Source organism: Leekyejoonella antrihumi (assembly GCF_007845645.1).
GTDB lineage: Bacteria > Actinomycetota > Actinomycetes > Actinomycetales > Dermatophilaceae > Leekyejoonella > Leekyejoonella antrihumi.
This window is the reverse complement of the sequence record NZ_VCQV01000004.1, coordinates 69,750-87,561: the sequence shown is the minus strand read 5'-3', so window position 1 is coordinate 87,561 and position 17,812 is coordinate 69,750. Positions and strand designations below refer to the sequence as shown.

15 protein-coding genes are annotated in these 17,812 nt (G+C 68.0%); 9 read left to right on the top strand and 6 right to left on the bottom strand.

Annotated elements, in window-relative coordinates:
- Nucleotides 1–73 precede the first annotated feature (73 nt).
- Nucleotides 74–1,780 carry a phenylacetic acid degradation protein PaaN gene (gene paaN / locus FGL98_RS04245; protein WP_246136360.1) on the bottom strand — a complete coding sequence of 569 codons (1,707 nt, stop codon included), beginning with the start codon at nt 1,778–1,780 and terminating at the stop codon, nt 74–76.
- 59 nt (nt 1,781–1,839) lie between these two features.
- Here paaN and paaI point away from each other — a divergent pair, with 59 nt between their 5' ends.
- Both paaI and paaK read left to right on the top strand, forming a co-directional pair.
- On the top strand, nt 1,840–2,262 hold the full coding sequence (gene paaI, locus FGL98_RS04240) for a hydroxyphenylacetyl-CoA thioesterase PaaI (protein ID WP_222432011.1): 423 nt from the start codon (nt 1,840–1,842) through the stop codon (nt 2,260–2,262).
- A 53-nt stretch (nt 2,263–2,315) separates the two neighbouring features.
- A complete protein-coding gene (paaK, locus tag FGL98_RS04235) occupies nt 2,316–3,632 on the top strand; it encodes a phenylacetate--CoA ligase PaaK (RefSeq protein WP_146315496.1) in 1,317 nt (438 codons plus the stop codon).
- Nucleotides 3,633–3,688: 56 nt separating this feature from the next.
- Here the strand turns inward: paaK and FGL98_RS04230 are convergent, their stop codons facing one another.
- Complete coding sequence (locus tag FGL98_RS04230) at nt 3,689–4,285, bottom strand: DivIVA domain-containing protein (RefSeq protein WP_146315495.1); 597 nt, start codon at nt 4,283–4,285, stop codon at nt 3,689–3,691.
- 32 nt (nt 4,286–4,317) lie between these two features.
- Between FGL98_RS04230 and galE the strand changes: the two genes are divergently transcribed.
- A complete protein-coding gene (gene galE, locus FGL98_RS04225; RefSeq protein WP_146315494.1) occupies nt 4,318–5,340 on the top strand; it encodes a UDP-glucose 4-epimerase GalE in 1,023 nt (340 codons plus the stop codon).
- Between the two features lie 16 nt (nt 5,341–5,356).
- Here the strand turns inward: galE and FGL98_RS04220 are convergent, their stop codons facing one another.
- On the bottom strand, nt 5,357–5,584 hold the full coding sequence (locus tag FGL98_RS04220) for an MbtH family NRPS accessory protein (RefSeq protein WP_146315493.1): 228 nt from the start codon (nt 5,582–5,584) through the stop codon (nt 5,357–5,359).
- Between the two features lie 227 nt (nt 5,585–5,811).
- Nucleotides 5,812–7,926, bottom strand: a complete 2,115-nt coding sequence (locus FGL98_RS04215; protein WP_186525969.1) for a putative Ig domain-containing protein — start codon at nt 7,924–7,926, stop codon at nt 5,812–5,814.
- A 327-nt stretch (nt 7,927–8,253) separates the two neighbouring features.
- Here FGL98_RS04215 and FGL98_RS04210 point away from each other — a divergent pair, with 327 nt between their 5' ends.
- The gene (locus FGL98_RS04210) at nt 8,254–9,084 is read left to right on the top strand and encodes a TrmB family transcriptional regulator (protein WP_186525968.1); all 831 of its coding nucleotides are present in this window, start codon (nt 8,254–8,256) and stop codon (nt 9,082–9,084) included.
- Nucleotides 9,085–9,109: 25 nt separating this feature from the next.
- Here the strand turns inward: FGL98_RS04210 and argS are convergent, their stop codons facing one another.
- Entirely contained in the window at nt 9,110–10,873 is a 1,764-nt protein-coding gene (gene argS, locus FGL98_RS04205; RefSeq protein ID WP_146315491.1) for an arginine--tRNA ligase, read from the bottom strand.
- A gap of 116 nt (nt 10,874–10,989) precedes the next feature.
- Between argS and FGL98_RS04200 the strand changes: the two genes are divergently transcribed.
- The 5 genes from FGL98_RS04200 to FGL98_RS04180 are packed head-to-tail and all read left to right on the top strand — an operon-like array spanning nt 10,990 to nt 17,270.
- Nucleotides 10,990–12,423: a cytochrome ubiquinol oxidase subunit I gene (locus FGL98_RS04200; protein ID WP_146315490.1), complete on the top strand. Its 1,434-nt coding sequence runs from the start codon at nt 10,990–10,992 to the stop codon at nt 12,421–12,423.
- A gap of 35 nt (nt 12,424–12,458) precedes the next feature.
- Entirely contained in the window at nt 12,459–13,502 is a 1,044-nt protein-coding gene (gene cydB / locus FGL98_RS04195) for a cytochrome d ubiquinol oxidase subunit II (protein WP_146315489.1), read from the top strand.
- Complete coding sequence (locus tag FGL98_RS04190; RefSeq protein WP_146315488.1) at nt 13,502–15,214, top strand: ABC transporter ATP-binding protein/permease; 1,713 nt, start codon at nt 13,502–13,504, stop codon at nt 15,212–15,214. Before cydB ends, FGL98_RS04190 begins: the two co-directional genes overlap by 1 nt.
- The gene (cydC, locus tag FGL98_RS04185; RefSeq protein ID WP_146315487.1) at nt 15,211–16,884 is read left to right on the top strand and encodes a thiol reductant ABC exporter subunit CydC; all 1,674 of its coding nucleotides are present in this window, start codon (nt 15,211–15,213) and stop codon (nt 16,882–16,884) included. Before FGL98_RS04190 ends, cydC begins: the two co-directional genes overlap by 4 nt.
- Nucleotides 16,881–17,270: a BlaI/MecI/CopY family transcriptional regulator gene (locus FGL98_RS04180; RefSeq protein ID WP_281289147.1), complete on the top strand. Its 390-nt coding sequence runs from the start codon at nt 16,881–16,883 to the stop codon at nt 17,268–17,270. Before cydC ends, FGL98_RS04180 begins: the two co-directional genes overlap by 4 nt.
- A 15-nt stretch (nt 17,271–17,285) precedes the next feature.
- On the opposite strand, the gene FGL98_RS04175 is transcribed toward FGL98_RS04180, so the two are convergent.
- Nucleotides 17,286–17,804: a GNAT family N-acetyltransferase gene (locus FGL98_RS04175; RefSeq protein ID WP_146315486.1), complete on the bottom strand. Its 519-nt coding sequence runs from the start codon at nt 17,802–17,804 to the stop codon at nt 17,286–17,288.
- Between the last annotated feature and the right edge of the window lie 8 nt (nt 17,805–17,812).

The following is a 17,812-nucleotide window of genomic DNA, read 5'->3' as shown; positions in this document are numbered from 1 at the left end:
CACCCTAGCCGGACGATCGGACCAGGGCGAGGGGATGGGACAAGAATTTGTGCGGCTATCCCCCGTACGGACGTCAGACGTGTCGGCGCGAGGTGATGACCCGGAACCGGCCGGCGACGAAGGCGGCATCGGCATACGCCGCGTTGGCTGCGGGGTTGGCGCCGGTGCCGTGGTAGTCGCTGAACGCCGCGGTCTGGTTGACGAACACTCCGCCGGTCAGGTTCTCCGAGAGCGCCACGCCCGCATCGGCCGCCGCATCACGGGCGTCCTCCAGCACCGGGTAGGACGTGGAGTAGACCGACGCCGTCATCGCACCGTGCTCGGTGATGGTGTCGCGCAGCCGTTGCAGCGACTGGTCGGTGGAGTCTGTCGCGATCAGGAAGGCCACCGGCCCGAAGCACTCCTTCGTGTAGGTCGCACTGTCCGTCACGTCCAGGGCAACCAGGCCGGGAGTGCGCACCACGGCGTCCGGGAAGGACGGGTGCTCGACCTTGCGGCTGTCCAGCACGAGCCGCCCGCCCGCATCCTGCGCCAGCTGTGCAAGGGAGGCCGCTCGCTGCCGGACGCCGGGGTTGACGGTCGCACCGAGGACCTCGACGGCCTTCGCATCGTCGGCGGTGAACTTGCGGATCGCCTCGGCCAGAGACGATCCGAATTCCTCGAAGCCGAGATGGCCCTGGTCGGTGTCCAGTCCGTCACGCGGCACATAGACGTTCTGCGGCGCGGTGCACATCTGACCGGAGTAGAGCGAGAAGGAGAACGCCAGGTTGCCGAGCAGCCCCAAAAGGTCATCAGTGGAGTCGATGACGATCGTGTTGACGCCGGCCTTCTCGGTGTAGACCTGCTTGCCGGCGGCGGCCCCTGCCTGCTCCAGCCAGTTGCCGAACGTCGGACCGCCGGTGTAGTCGATGATGCGGACCTCGGGTCGCTCCGCGAGCACCTTGGCCAGGCCCTCGCCGTCGGCCTCGGCGGCGAGCTGCACCAGGGCCGGGTCGAAACCGGCCTCCGCGAGCGCCTCGCGCAGCACCTTCACGGTGATCGCCAGCGGCAGCGTGGCGTGCGGGTGCGGCTTGACGACCACCGGGTTGCCGGTGGCCAGCGACGCGAAGATGCCCGGGTAGGCGTTCCAGGTCGGGAAGGTGTTGCAGCCGACGACCAGCGCCACCCCGCGCGGCACGATCCGGTAGTCCTTGCGCATCCGCAGCGGCTCACGCTTCGCCGGCTTCTCCCACACGACGGATGACGGGATACGCTCCTGCTCGACCAGCGCCGTTACGACCGCCTCCAGCCCGCGGTCCTGCGCCTGCGGCCCGCCGGCCTGGAAAGCCATCACGAACGGCTGACCCGAGGTGTGCTGCACGGCGTTCGCCAGCTCGAACGAGCGCACGCCCAGCCGGTCCAGCCCCTCGACCAGCGCCGCTGCCCGCACCAGCGCACCGGCATCGCGCCAGGCGGGCAGCGCCTGCTGGGCCGCGGTCATCGCCGCGTCGACGTCGAGGTGTGGGTAGGTCACACCGAGCTCCGGGCCGTAGGGCGAGACCTCCGCGCCGACCCGGGTGCCGTCACCCGGCTGGTCGGCGAGGTCGAACGGCCGACCCAGACGCGCGTCATACGCTGCCTTGCCCTCGGCCGCCGCGTGCTCGCCATAGACCCGCGGGGACGGTGACTCCGGGTAGCGGGAGTAGTAGCTGCGGGCAGCCAGCGCCTCGCGAGCCTCCTGCAGCGCCTGCGCGTGCTTGCCGACGAGTGGGTGGTCCTGGTGCAGATCTGTGGTCGTCACACGACCAATGGTAACCATCCGTGTTACACCGAGGCGACACATCTGCAAGCATGTGTCACATGACCGATGATGCACTCGAGCACGTGAGACGTATGTGGGACGCCGACGGCGCCTCCCAGGCCTTGGGTATCGAGCTGCTCGACGTCGGAGTCGACGAAGGCCTCGGCCACGCGACGACCCGGATGACCGTCACCGACACCCAGGTGAACGGTCATGCGATCCAGCACGGGGGGTACATCTTCACCCTGGCGGACTCGACCTTCGCCCTGGCGTGCAACGCGACCGGCCACACCACGGTCGCCTCGGGCGCAGAGATCAACTTCATCAGCTCCGGACGCCTCGGCGACACGCTGGTCGCCACAGGCCACGAACGAGCACGCTATGGCCGCAACGGAATCACCGACGTCACGGTCACTCGGCAAAGTGACGGCGGCGTCGTTGCCGAGTTCCGCGGTCGGTCCCGCACCCTGCCACCGCGCTGACCAGCGCCGTCCTCACCACGCTCGAGACTCGCCACGCAAGAAAAGAGAAGCTCATGACCACCCCCCTCCCGCAGATCCCCGACGGCAGCCACCTGCTCGACGACGCCGAGCGCTGGTCGGTCGACGAGCTGCGCAGCCGCCAGCTGGAGCGGCTGCAGACCACCGTCACGTCGGCCTATGACAACGTGCCGCACTATCGCGCGGCCCTGGACAACATCGGCGTCCATCCACGCGACATCCACGCGCTCGAGGACGTGCGGCACCTGCCGTTCACCACGAAGGCGGACCTGCGCGACAACTACCCCTTCGGCATGTTTGCCGTGCCTCGCGAGCAGGTCGTGCGGGTCCACGCGTCCAGCGGCACCACCGGCAAGCCCACCGTGGTCGGCTACACCCGCGCGGACATCGACACCTGGGCATCGCTGGTCGCCCGCTCACTGCGCGCAGCGGGTGCCCGACCCGGCGACGTGGTGCACGTGGCCTACGGCTATGGGCTGTTCACCGGCGGTCTCGGAGCGCACTACGGCGCGGAGAAGCTGGGCTGCACCGTCGTGCCGATGTCCGGCGGGCAGACCGAGAAGCAGGCGCAGCTGCTGCGGGACTTCGGCGCCCGGGTGATCATGGTGACCCCGTCCTACTTCCTGTCGATCCTGGACGAGCTGGACCGCCAGGGTGTGGATGCGCGCGAGCTGCCGCTGTCGGTCGGGGTCTTCGGTGCGGAACCGTGGACCGACCTGATGCGCCGGGAGATCGAGGAGCGGGCCGGGATGCACGGCACCGACATCTATGGGCTGTCCGAGGTGATGGGGCCCGGCGTCGCGCAGGAGTGCGTGGAGACCAAGGACGGCCTGCACATCTGGGAGGACCACTTCTATCCCGAAATCGTCGACCCGATCACCGGCGAACCGCTGCCCGACGGTGAGGTGGGCGAGCTGGTGTTCACCTCGCTGACCAAGCAGGCGATGCCGGTGCTGCGCTATCGCACCCGTGACCTGACTCGGCTGCTGCCCGGCACCGCCCGCCCCGGCATGCGGCGCATGGAGAAGGTCACCGGACGCTCCGACGACCTGATGATCGTGCGCGGCGTCAACGTGTTCCCGACCCAGATCGAGGAGCTGGTGCTCGGGCTGCCCGGCCTCACGCCCTACTTCCAGTGCGTGCTGTCTCGGCCGGGTCGCCTCGATGAGCTGACCGTCAACGTCGAGGCGCAGGACGGCGTCGGCGATGAGCGGCGCACGGCGCTGGCAGCCGAGCTCACGCACGAGATCAAGAGCCGCATCGGCACCAGCGCCCGGGTCGTCGTCATGGATCCCGGTGGCATCGAGCGGTCGGTCGGCAAGGCCCGCCGGATCATCGACCAGCGCACATAGCGCCCCGCGAGCAGCCCCCGCCCGCTACTCCCGCCCGGGCGAGGTTCGGGGGCTGTTCAGAGGGCGGGGCGGAGGCTGCCCAGCTGGTCGAGGAACTCATCGACCACGACCGCGTCATACCCGCTCGTGCCGAATCTCGGCGGGTAGAACTGCACGGATGCGATCTCGGGCAAAGGCTCCCCCTTGGCCATCGCGACGAGCACCTTGTCGAGGAAGTCGTCCACCTCGGCCGTGACGTAGGCACGTGAGCCACTGCGCTTCGTGAACGTCGACTCGCGCACCCACTCCTGTTGCTGTCGGGTCCATTTCAGCCCACCGCCCTGCGCGACGGGCGCCGCGCTCTGCGTGCCTGCCGCGGGCCGCACTCCCGGGGCCGACGGCTCCGGGAGCTGTATCGCATCGAACTTGTGCTGCCAGGACACGACCTGGTCGAACACCGCCTCGACCCTCGCCGGGACGTAACCCTCCCGCAGACGGGTGCGCCGCAGGGCGGTCGCCGCCACCTGCGGCACCGGTTTGCCGGCCCGCATCAGCGTGACGACGCGGCGCAGCTGCCGGTCGACGTCGTCCGCGAGATAGCCACCACGCTGCCGCGCCAGATCGACATGCTCGACGTATTCGATGTGCTGCTGCGTCCATGGCGTCTGCGTCATAGCCTCATTGTCACGCACCGTAGGGTTGGGCCATGCGCGTACTCGTCTCCGGCGGCGCCGGATACATCGGCTCACACACTGCGGTGGCGCTGCTGGCGCACGGCCACGACGTGGTGGTCGTCGATGACTTCAGCAACAGCAAGCCGACCGTGCTGGGCCGGATGGAGTCGCTGTCGGGCAAGCACATCCCGATGCACTCGTTCGACCTGTGCGATGCCGACAAGACCGAGCACCTCTTCGCGAGTGAGCAGATCGATGCGGTGATCCACTTCGCCGGGCTCAAGGCCGTCGGCGAGAGCGTGGCCAAACCCCTCGCCTACTACCGCAACAACCTCGAGACGACTTTCTCCCTGCTGCGGGCGATGAACCGCACCGGTGTGCGGCGCCTGGTCTTCTCATCCTCAGCGACGGTGTATGGCGACCACGCACCAGTGCCCTATCAGGAGGACTACCAGCCGCTTTCGGCCGCGAGCCCCTACGGACGCACGAAGGTTATGAACGAGCAGATCCTGACCGATGTGGCCGCGGTGACGGACGGCCTCAAGATCGCGATGCTGCGCTACTTCAACCCGGTCGGCGCCCACCCGTCGGGGCGGCTGGGCGAGGACCCGCAGGGAATCCCCAACAACCTGATGCCGTTCATCGCGCAGGTGGCCGTCGGGCGACGTGAGCGCCTCCAGATCTTCGGCAACGACTACCCCACCGACGACGGCACCTGCGAACGCGACTACATCCACGTCGAAGACCTTGCGGCCGGTCACGTGGCCGCGGTCGAGCACCTGGATGACCTGCGAGAGCCGGTGCGCCCCTTCAACCTCGGCACAGGCACCGGCACCTCGGTGCTCGAGCTCTTCCACGCGTTCGAGCGCGCGGTCGGGCACGCCCTGCCGTATGAGGTGGTCGGCCGCCGCGCCGGGGACCTGCCGGCCTACTGGGCGGACCCGGCCCGCGCTCATCGAGAGCTGCGCTGGCAGGCGACCAAGACCATCGACGACATGTGCGCCGACACCTGGCGCTGGCAGTCGCAGAACCCGCAGGGCTACCCCGACGCGTGATCTGCGCGTCGCGTGCTCAGGTGCGGTGGACGGGACGGCGAGCGGTCGGCATACGACCGCTCTCATGTGCCTCGTCCGGGTCGTGACCCTTGACGTAGGCCGCGCACTGGGTCCGCGTGGCCGGCCCGAAGGCGACCCGCCAGTCCTGTGGGCGACCAACGCTGATCGGCCAGATGCTGAAACCTTGGGCCCGATTCACCATCACGAAAAACAGTCCCCCGTCGTCCTCGAACGGGTTGCCCATGGCGATGCGCCTCCAGCGGCTGCAGTGTGCCCGACCAGTCGGCCGTGCACCACGCGACTGGTGCCCCCGCACAGGAGTTGCGATGCCTTCATTGTTGCGCTCATCAGCTCCATCCGTCACTCATGCAGCCACCCTGTGGACAACCGTGTCGCGCCTTGAGACGGACGAGTGGGACGGCCACCGGAAGGTGCCCGCCCCACCGCGTCAGGAGGCGACTTCGTCCCAGGTCAGGACAGTGTCACCGAGCCGTCATCGACCACGAACGACGTCTGCAGCGACGAGTCCTCGGTGCCGGTGAACTTCAGCTTCACCGTCTGACCGGCAAATGCCGACAGGTTGACCGTGTGCTTGACGTAGCCACTGCCCTGGTTCTCGTTGCTGGCCGTCGAGACCGTCTTGCTGCCCGCGGTGACCGCGAAGGTGTCGTACGGGTAGTACGTGCCCTCACTGGAGTCGACGTGCAGGTAGTAGGTCAGGGTCGCCTTGCAGCCGGCCGGGATGGTCACGCTCTGCGCCAGCGTGTCGGTGTGCGACTGACCGTATCCGTCGAGCCACGCGTCATACGACCCGGACCGCGGCGTCTCATACGGCGCCCACTGGCCGATGATCTGGTCGTTGCTCGCGGTCCAGCCGGTCGAGCCCTGCTCGAACCCGCCGTTCTTGAGCACGTTGCCGGAGCAACCGCTGGGCGGAGGCGTGGTGCTGGTGACTGCCCAGCTGAAGGTGACCGATCCCTTCGCGCCGGCCGCGTCAGTCGCCGTGACCGTCACGCTCGAGGTCGCGGCCGTGGTCGGCGTGCCGGTGATCAAACCCGAGCTGCTGATCGACAGACCGGTCGGCAGGCCGGACGCGCTCCAGGTGTAGGGCGCCGTGCCACCACTGGCCGCCATCTGCAGCGAAACCGGTGTATTCACCTGGCTGCTCTTGGAGCCCGGGTTGGTGACAGCCACAGTGCCGGTGCTGCCGGCGCCGAACATGGCCAGTCCCTCGGGCGTGCCGTTGCCGGTCGGCCCGTCCCAGCCGACGCCCGCGGTGCACAAGACGCTGGGGCTGCAGGTGCCGTTGTTGCCCTGGGTCACATCGTTGAGGTCGCCGGGGTGCGAATAGGACAGGTCGTTGCCGTAGGGGGTTGTGCCGGCCGCCGAGGCCAGCGCGGCAGTCGCGGCATACATCGGCGACGAGGCGCTCGTGCCGCCGTAGACGGACCACCCACTGCCGCCATAGGTCTGGTAGACCGCAACGCCGGTGGCCGGGTCGGCGTCCATCGACACGTCCGCCTCCGCGCGCCCGGAGCAGCCGGTCGTCACGTTGCTCTGGAAGGCCGGCTTGGCGATGTAGGTCGAGCAGCCCGAGGACCCGCCCTCGGTCGAGCTGGTGTGCCAGACCGACTCGGACCAGCCACGGCTCGTGCTCGAGTCACGGGTCAACGAGGTGCCGCCGACGGCCGTGACGTAGGCCGACGTCGCTGGGTACTCGGCGCCGTAGTCACTGTCACCGGTGCTCGCCGTGATGAAGACACCCGAGTGCTTGTAGTACTGCGAGTCGGTGCTCGCGTCTCCGCTGGAGATGCTGCCGCCGTAGCTGTTGGAGACGTACTTCGCGCCCATCGACACCGCCGTGTTGACCGAGGCGCCCAGGTTGGCCATGCTCGCGGAGCTGGCCTCCACCAGCACGATGTGGCAGTTGGGGCACACGGCAGAGACCGTGTCGAGATCCAGCGAGATCTCGCCCGCCCAGCCGGTGTTGGCCGCCGGCAGGCTGCTGGTCGAACCGTTCTGGCCGACCTTCGTGAAGCAGCCGTTGGCCGTGGTGCAGGCGGGTAGGCCGTACTGCGAGCGGTAGGCGGCAAGGTCGGACTCGGCATTCGGGTCGTCGTAGGCATCGACGATGCCGATCGTCTGGCCCGACCCCTTGGTCGCGGAGGGCAGGCTGTAGGCGGCCTGCAGGTCGCTCGGGCCGTATCCGTTCGGGGTGGCATCGGGGGTGATGGCCTGCGGCTTGATGCGGGCCGGCTCGACGTTGTTGGTCTGGCGCATCGCGAAGCAGGTGGCGATGCCGGTCGGTGCGTGCTCGGCACAGACATGCGCGACCTTGAGGTGCGACGGTTGCACGGGTGCGCCTAGGGACACCCGCGGGGTCGTGACGTGCGCGGCGGTCGAGCCGGGGTGCATGATCCGGGACTTCGCCTTGACGGCGGCCGCGTGTGGAGAGGTCACGGGAGCCGAGGAGGCGAAGGCCGGGCTGGAGGCAAGTGCCAGCGGCACGGCCGCGCTCATGGCGAGCAACGTCATACCGGTGCGTCTGGCATGCCGGCCACCGAGGCGACGTGTTGATCCGGGCATAGGGAGTCCTTTCTAGGGCACTCGACGGCGTGCTGCCGCCAGCGGCCGCTCGAGGAAGTCCTCGCGCGACCGCTGCCACCACCTCGTTGTGGTGACAGCGGAACGCTAGCGGCGGATCGCCCAGCGTTTGCCCTGCTCGAGGTAAAGAACGTTCCAGTTGGGTATGCGAATCGTCAGTATTTCCTGACTAACTCACACCCGACGTCGCAGATGATAACTGCAGCGCTCGCTTGAGCGGCCGCGCTCGAGCGCCAAGGGGTGGGCACACATAAAGGCCACAGGCTCCGGATACCGGCTCGGAGCGCCCCCGAGGGTTATGGTGCGCACGTGCCAGAACTCTCGTCGGCCCAGGCGGTGCTGGGCGAGTTGGGCCTGACCTCCTACGAGGCCAAGGCCTACCTGGCGCTGCTCCAGCGCGAGTCGTTCACCGCCGCCGAACTGGCCCGGCAGGCGCACATCCCGCGTCAGCGGATCTATGACGTGGTGGCCGGGCTGATGCAGCAGGGCCTGGCCATGCAGCGCCCGGGCGTCTCGGTCACTTACGCCGCGGTGAGTCCCGATGTGGCCCTGGACGGCCTGATGATGCGGCACCGTCAGGCGCTGGACTCCCTGTCCGAACGCGCGGGCGGCGCCGTCGGAGACCTGCGATCGCTGTGGTCCCAGGGGCAGGTCGAGAAGGCGCCCATGGCCTACATCGAGATGTTGCGGGACACCAGTGTGCTGTCTGCCCGGTTCCATGACCTGCAGATCAGCGCAACAACGTCGATGCTTGTCATGTCGAAGCCGCCGTATGTCGCCACCGACAACGCGATCGGGCTCGATGCGACGCGCCGGATCGCCGCAGGTGGCGGCGAGGTGCGCTGCTGCTACGAGTCGTCACTGCTCGAGAACGAGAAGATGGTCAAGGAGACAGTCGAGTTCGTCGCGGCCGGGGAGGACGCACGGATCGTCGACGACATCCCCTTGAAGATGGTGCTGGTCGACCACTCGCGCGCGCTCTTCTCGCTCACCGACCCGGTCGCCGGCGCCCTCACGTCGACCAACATCCTCGTCGAGCACCCGGAGCTGACCGCCGCTCTCACCCTGGCGTTCGACACGGTCTTCGCCAAGGGCCGCCCGCTGCTCGAGGCCGCCCGCGAGGCCGGCTACGACGTCTGAACCAGCCCATTCGCCCAACTACGGGTCACATCTGGTCGGGGGCCTGTATGCCGAGCAGGCCAAGACCCCGCACGAGGACCTTGCGGGTCAGCGTGCAGAGCGCCAGACGCGAGTCGCGGACCTCCGCATCCTCGGCCTTGAGGACCGGGCACTGGTCGTAGAACGTGGTGAAGGTCTGCGCCAGGTCGAACAGGTAGGCGCACAGCCGGTGCGGCTCCAGCGTCTCGCCGACCTGACCGACCACGTCGCCGAAGTCCAAAAGCCGCAGTGCCAGGGCCCGCTCGGCCGGCTCGGTCAGCGTGATCGGACCACTCGGATCCACCACGTCCGCACGTCCGAGGATCGAGCGGATCCGGGCCGCGGCGTACTGCAGGTAGGGGCCGGTGTTGCCCTGCAGCGCAAGCATCCGCTCCAGGTCGAAGGAGTAGCCGCTGTCGTGCGAGACGGACAGATCGGCATACTTGATCGCGCCGATTCCGACCTGCTGCGCGATGGTCGCTCGCACCTGCTCGTCGAGATCGCCGCGTGACTGCCCCACGACTTCCGTGGCCTTCTGCAGGGCCGCATCCACCAGGGACTGCAGCGACACGAGGTCACCGGACCGCGTCTTGAGGATCTTGCCGTCCGCCCCGACCACGTTGCCGATCTGCACGTGGATCGGCTCGGTGCCCTGGATCCAGCCGGCCTTGTCCGCCGCGTCCCAACACATCCGAAAGTGCAGATTCTGCGGGGCACCGACGACGTATAGCGCGCGGTTGGCCTTGAGGTCGAGCGACGACTGCTTGATGGTCGCAATGTCGGTGGTTGCGTAGCCGTAGCCGCCGTCCGACTTGCGGATGATCAGCGGCACCGGCTTGTCATCACGGCCGATATATCCGTCGAGGAAGATGCACAGGGCGCCGTCACTCATCGTGGCGATGCCCTTGGCCTCGAGGTCATCGCAGATTCCGGGAAGCATGTCGTTGTAGGACGACTCGCCCACTATGTCGTCGTCGGTGAGCGTGATGTCGAGCTCCCGGTAGACCCTGTTCAGGTAGCCCTTGGTGAGGTCAAGGATCTCGCCCCACAGGCGCATGCTCTCCTGCTCACCGCTCTGCAACGTGGCTACTCGGGCACGGGAACGCACTGCGAAATCGCCTGCGCTACCTGCAGGCTCAGCCTTGTCGGCAGTGTCGAACTTGGTGCGCGCCGCCCGGTAGAACGTGTTCGGGTCGGTCTTGAGCAGCCGTGCGTCGGTGCTGTCCTCGCCGACCTCCAGCAGGTGCTCGATCAGCATCCCGAAGGCCGTGCCCCAGTCGCCCAGGTGGTTCTGCCGGATCACGGTGTGGCCCAGGGCCTCCAGCGTGCGAGCCAGTGAGTCCCCGACGACGGTTGTGCGCAGGTGCGCGACGTGCATCTCCTTGGCGGCGTTCGGGGACGAGTAGTCGATGACGATGCGCTCGTGCTCCGGCCGCGGCATACCCAGCCGCTCGTCGGCGAGCTGCTCGGTTGCCGCGCGGGCGATCCAGTCATCGCGCAACGTCACGTTGATGAAGCCCGGGCCGGCAACCTCCGCCTTGGCCACCACGTCATCGGCAGCCAGGTGGTCGATGACGCCCTGCGCGACCTCCCGTGGCGGCCTGCCGATCCGCTTGCCCGCGGCCATCGCGGCGTTCACCTGCAGGTCCGCGCTGGTCTGACGCTTGTTGGCCGGTCGGATCACCGGGTCCGCCTCCCGCCACTGCGGCCCGAAGGCCGCAGCCATCGCCGCCTGGACATAGGGAGTGAGCACGATTGTCGGATCAGCCATGACGCTAAGGATACGGGGAGCTGGCGACCGGGCTCGCACCCCTACTGGACGCACGGTTCCTACGCGACGTAGTATCTACGACGTTACGTAGTACTACGCAGATCGTAGGGGCACGCATGGAGCATCTCGACCTGGCCCGGTGGCAGTTCGCCATCACGACCGTCTACCACTACTTCTTCGTGCCGGTCACGATCGGGCTGTCCTTCATGGTCGCCTCCTTCGAGACCCAGTGGCTGCGCAAGCGCAATCCGCAGATGCTCCGGCTGGCGAAGTTCTTCGGCAAGCTGTTCACGATCAACTTCGCCCTCGGCCTCGCGACCGGGCTCGTCCAGGAGTTCCAGTTCGGGATGAACTGGTCGGCCTACTCCCGCTTCGTCGGAGACATCTTCGGCGCACCACTGGCGATCGAGGCACTGCTCGCGTTCTTTCTTGAGTCGACCTTCCTCGGGCTGTGGATCTTCGGCTGGGGACGCATCCCGGAGCGACTGCACGCGGCCTGTATGTGGATCGTGCATGCCGGCACGCTGCTGTCGGCCTACTTCATCCTGGCCGCCAACTCGTTCATGCAGAACCCTGTCGGCTATCGGAACAACCCCGTCACCGGCCGCGCGGAACTCACCGACTTCTGGGCGGTGCTGACCAACAAGGTGCAGCTGGCGACATTCCCGCACACCATCCTCGCGGCATACATGACCGGCGCGGCCTTTGTGCTCGGCATCTGCCTCTGGCACGTCCACCGCCGCAGCGTCCCCCAGGACCAGTCGATGTATCGCAAGGGCGCAAAGTTCGGTGCCTGGATGCTGCTGCTCAGCGGGCTCGGCGTCGCGGTCTCCGGCGACTTCGCCGGCAAGATCATGACCGAGGTGCAACCGATGAAGATGGCATCGGCTGAGGCCCTCTACAACACGCAGGCGGGCGCGCCCTTCTCCATCCTGACTGTGTCCAGTCTCGACGGTCAGCACGAAAAGGTTGCAATCACAGTGCCAAAGCTGCTGTCCTTCCTTGGAACCGGCGACTTCAACGGCACAGTGCACGGGATCAACCAGCTCGAGGCGCAGTACAAGCACAAGTACGCCACCGACCCGCACACCCGGGCGCAGACCTACGTCCCGACACTGCCACTGACCTACTGGTCCTTCCGCGTCATGATCGGGCTCGGCACGGCAGCCGCCGCGATCGGCGCAGCCTCCCTCTGGACGCTTCGTCGCCGCGACAGCGAACCGGCACGGTCCCGGTGGTGGCCGTGGGCTGCGATCTCGGTCGTGCTGCTGCCGATCTTTGCCAACTCGTTCGGCTGGATCTTCACCGAAGCCGGGCGCCAACCCTGGCTGGTATTCGGGCTCTTCACCACGCAGTCCGGTGTGAGTCCAGGGGTTTCGGGCGCCGAAGTGGCGACATCGCTCACCATCTTCACCGCGCTGTATGCCGTGCTGGCCGTGATCGAGGTCAAGCTCACGCTGCGATATGTGCGGGCCGGCGCTCAGGAGCTCGAGGAGCCTTCGGCGGGCGCCGACGACGATGCCGACGACAAGCTCGCGTTCGCGTACTGACCTGGCAACCACACTGCATACCAAGGAAACTCATCATGGAACTCACCACCGTATGGTTCGTCCTGATCGGCATCCTGTGGGCCGGATACTTCGTGCTCGAGGGTTTCGACTTCGGCGTGGGCATGCTCTTTCCGGTGCTCGGACGTGGGGCCGATCGAGAACGGCGGCGCCGCGTCCTGCTCAACACGATCGGCCCGACCTGGGACGGCAATGAGGTATGGCTGGTGACTGCGGCCGGTGCAACCTTCGCCGCCTTCCCCGAGTGGTACGCCACGCTGTTCAGCGGGTTCTATCTGATCCTGCTGGTCATCCTGGTCGCTCTCATCCTGCGGGTGCTTGCCTTCGACTACCGCGGTAAGCGGGATGACCCGTCATGGCGCAAGAGGTGGGATGCCGCGATCGTCTTCGGCTCTGTCGTACCGGCTTTCGCCTGGGGGTTGGTCTTCACCAACATGATCCACGGCCTGCCGATCAACTCACAGGGCGTATACACCGGCGGCCTGCTCACGCTCCTCAACCCGCTGGCGCTGCTCGGTGGCCTGACCACGCTCGCGCTGTTCCTGCTGCACGGCAGCATCTTCGTCGCGCTGAAGACCGACGGCACGATCAGGAGGGAGGCCCGTCACGTTGCGACACGAGTGGGGGTCGTCGCCGCGGTCCTGGCGATCGCGCTCCTCGTGGTCCTCAATCTGCAGACGGGCAACGACATCTCGTGGATCTGCTTCGTGGCAGCAGTCATTGCGCTCGTCGTCGGGCTCGTCTTCAACGTGCGAGGCCGTGAGGGCTGGGCCTTCTCCGGGACGTTCGTCGCCATCGGCCTGACCGTCGCAGCACTCTTCACAATGCTCTTCCCGGACGTCATGCCATCGACCAGCAACGCCGCATGGTCGCTGACCACCGACAACGCTTCGAGCTCGCACCTCACCCTGGCGATCATGAGCTGGGTTGCCCTGCTGTTCACCCCGATCGTCGTGCTCTACCAGGGGTGGGCCTACTGGATCTTCCGTCGCCGGATCAGCACGGACCAGATCCCACCGGCAACCGAGCCTCGGCTGGCCAGTGAACAGGTTGTGCACTGATGCGTCCCCTCGAACCTCGCGTGCTGCGACTTCTGCCCAGCTGCCGCCGGGCCGTGTTCGTCCTCGGCGCCCTCGGCGTGGTGAACGGCACGCTGGCCATTGCGCAAGCCTTCGCCCTGTCCCTGCTGCTCGTGCGAGCCGTGCAAGGGCACGACATCACGACCGCTGCGATGTGGACACTCGGCGTGCTGCTCGCCCGCGGAATCTGCAGCGCCGTCATCCAGCTGGTGGCCGACCGCGCCGGCGCGGACACCGCCGCCCAGGTGCGTTCGCTCGTCATACGTCGGTGGCTTGGTCAGGCTGCGGACGACCGACCTGACTCGGCACGAATGCTCACGGGAGCCACCAGTGGAGCCACCAGCGTCGAGCCGTATGTCGCGCGCTACCTGCCCGCGCTCGTCTCGGCCGCGGTGCTGCCACCGGTGGCGATCCTGGCACTGCTGCTGACCGACTGGCCCAGCGCGCTGATCGTCCTGCTGACCGTGCCTCTGCTGCCGCTCTTCGCCGCACTCATCGGCAAGCACACGCAGGAGGCGACACAGAAACGGTGGCATGCGCTCACGGCGCTCGCCGGTCACTTCCTCGACGTCATGCGCGGTCTGCCCACGCTCGCCGGCTATCAGCGGGCGGATGCGCAGGTCGATGTCGTCGACGAGGTGGGTCAGAAGCACCGGCGGGCAACTCTGGAAACGCTGCGCATCGCGTTCTTGAGCAGCGCAGCGCTCGAGCTGCTCGCCACGATCGCCGTCGCCATGGTGGCGGTGTGCGTCGGCCTTCGGCTGGCCTACGGCACCATGTCACTGCAGGTTGCGCTCACCGCGATCTTGCTGACCCCTGAGGCGTACTGGCCGATCCGACGGGTCGGCCAGGAGTTCCACGCCGCCGCGGACGGCGCCGCCGCCCTCCAAGACCTCCTGCCCCCCGAGAGGTCACAAATCACACCCGAGAGGTCACTCCCAACACCCGAGAGGTCACAAATGGCACCCGTGGACCGGCGTGACGATGACCCACCTTGCGATATCCGCGACCATGCCACCCTGACCTATCGCTACCCGGGAAGCGACCATGATGTCTTGCACGACCTGCGCGTGCCGCTCAGTCGCGGGCTGACGGCGTTGGTCGGCCCCTCCGGCTGCGGCAAGACGACCGCCCTCGAACTGCTCGCCGGCCTACGAGCCATCCCGAGCACCCACGAGCGAGCCGAACTCACGGCTCATCTCGTGCGGCAGCGACCGTTTCTTGCTCCACTGAGCGTGCGGGACAACGTTGCCCTCGGCGTGCGCGATCTGACGGACGTCCCGCTGCGGGATGCCATGCAGGTCACCGGGCTGGACCAGGTGGTACGGGGTCTGGGCGTGCGGAGTGACCTGTCGGGGGCTGGGAGTGACCTGTCGGGGGCTGGGAGTGACCTCTCGGGGGCTGGGAGTGACCTCTCGGGGGGTTTGGGGTTGGGGGTGGTGCTGGGGGATGACGGGTTCGGCCTGTCCGCCGGCCAGCGTGCGCTGGTCGCGCTCACCCGCGCCGTGCTCTCCGGCGCCGACCTGCTGCTGCTCGACGAGCCGACGGCGCACCTCGACAACGCGGTGGCGGAGCACCTGCGGGCGCTCATCACCGACCTCGGTCAGGATCACCCGGTGATCGTCGCGACCCATGACCGGGCGCTGATCGAGCGCGCCGACCACATCGTCGCGCTCGAAGGAGCACCGGCATGAGCACCGACGGGAGCAGCCTGATCCGGCCCGCACCCGGCGTCATCCGTGCCGCACTGGTCGGTGCACTCGCCAGCATCTGCGGCGTGGCCCTCACCGCAACCTCCGGGTGGCTGATCGTGCAGGCCAGCACCCGCCCCGTCATCCTGACCCTACTGACCGCGATCGTGTGTGTGCGGGCGTTCGGCATCGGCCGGCCCGTCTTCCGGTATGCCGAGCGCGTCCTTGCGCACGACGCGGCTCTGGCCGATCTCGTGCGGCGTCGGGTCGAGACCTACCGGCGGTTGATCCCGCTGACGCCCGTCGGTCTGGGTCGCCGCCGACGCGGTGACCTCATGACCGGCGTCGTGCACGATCTGGATGACGAGGTGGACGTCCAGGTGCGTGCGCTCGTACCATTCATCGGATCCGCCCTCACTGCACTCTCGGTGACCGTGGTCGCCGGCGCATTCCTGCCGACTGCGGGGTTTGTGGTCGCATGCCTCGTGCTCGGCGCCGCAGTGGCCGTGAGCGCCTGCGCGTGGTGGAGCGCACGCGTCTCGCATGACACCCAGCGAGCACGAGCACAGGTGCAAGCCGCAGCTCAGCTTGCGGTGACCAACATTGTTGACCTTCAAGCGATCTCGGCAACAAGCACGGCAATCAGCTGGCTCGACGAAGCGCAGCGCACACTGAAGCAGGCCGTCCACCGGCAGTCGCGCGCGCACGCTGCAAGCACTGCTCTACTGCCGGCCCTGATCGGCGGAGCAACGGCCGCCATGGCTTTCTGCGTGCACTCTGGGGTCCAGTCTCATACCGTCAGCCCACCGTTCGCGGCCATGCTGCTGCTCCTGCCGGTCGCGCTGAGCGACACAGTGAACGTGCTCCCGGACGCGTGCGAGGCGCTGACCCGCGGCAGCGCGGCACGCAGGCGCTTGGAATCGCTTCTGGAGCAGCGTATTTCGCCGATACCTGAGGGTACAGAGGCGATCTCTCGGCATACACCTGTCGTGGAGCTGGACGCCGTGCGGGCCAGCTGGACCGGTGCCCGCGCCGACCTGCCGCCCACGACCGCACGCATCCTGCCCGGCGAGCACGTCGCGCTCGTCGGCCCCAACGGCGCCGGCAAGTCGACGCTCCTGGCCGTCCTGACCCGGCACCTCCACCCATCACACGGGGTGCTGAGGCTCGATGGGCAGGATGTGCGCACGCTGTCGGCACAGTCCATCCGTCGGCTGATGGCGGTTGTCGACGACGAGCCGCACGTGTTCGCCGGATCCGTGCGGGCCAACCTGATCCTCGCGCGGCCGGAGGCATCAGACCCCGAGCTGTATGCAGCGCTGACCCGGGCCGGACTCGACCAGTGGCTGGCGGGCCTGCCGGACGGCCTCGACACCGTCCTCGGCCTCGGCGGGCGGGCGATCTCCGGTGGTGAACGAGTGCGCCTGTCCATCGCACGCGCCCTCCTCTCGAACCGCCCGATCGTCCTGCTGGACGAGCCGGTCGCCCACCTCGACCACCCCACCGCCAACCGGGTCATGACCGACCTGCATGCCGCCACCCGGGGCCGCACCGTCGTGCTGGTCAGTCACCAGCAGGACGGCATCGACGGCTGCGACCGGGTGCTGCGGGTCGGTGACACAGGGACCACCTGCGCGGAAGCCACAACGACTCGGGATACGGTGATGGCGTGACACGTTCATCGCGAAAGCCCGCTGGCAAGGGCGATCTCGAGCGTTCCGTCATGGAGCAGCTGTGGGATCGCCCCGACGGGCTGTCCGTGCGTGAGGTCCTCGACGGACTGGACTCCGGGCTCGCTTACACCACGGTGATGACCGTGCTCGACCGGCTCGCCAAGAAGGGTGTCGTCAGCCGAGAGCGCGACGGTCGAGCGTGGCGCTATCGGCCGTCCGCGTCCCGAGGAGAGCAGACCGCGCAGGTGCTGAGAGACGCTCTCGGTGGGCTGTCCGCGACGGGCCGGCGCGACGCGATGCTGCACTTCCTCGGCGACTCGTCACCCGATGAGCTGGCCGACCTGCGGGCGGCCCTGGCTCAGCTGGAGCAGAACCAGACGCCGTAGTCCGGGTCGGGCCGGTCAGACGAAGCTGTGCAGCGACGCGACCGCCAGGGTCTGCTGCGCGCCGAACTCCTCGAACCTCTCCAGCACGTCGAAGCCGAGGCGCTGCATGAGGGCGACCGACCGAGCGTTGGCCGACTGCGTCACCAGGATCACCGACTCGTCCTCGTGCTCGGACGCGTAGTCGGCGAGCAGGGCGCTGACCGCCTCGTAGGCAAGACCCTCGCCCCAGTAGGCCTTCTTGAAGACGTAGGCGATCTCCAGCTCGTTGCCCTCGTCCCGCACGTGTCCGGGCCGGGCTGGGTCGCGCCGATCCAGCCGGAGCGCCCCCATGAGGGTGCCGTTCCCCCGCCCGGCGACCACGGTCGATCCGCTCTGCGGGTCTCTCAGACAGGCGTCGACGGTCGCTTCGACCTCGGCGCGGCCGCGCGGTCCGCCGAGGTGCGCCCGCACCGATGGGTCCGTATGCAGGTCGATCAGAGCCTCGCGGTCGCGGGGCTCAGCGGTGCGGAGGGTCAGGCGCGCGGTCTCGATCACACCGCATC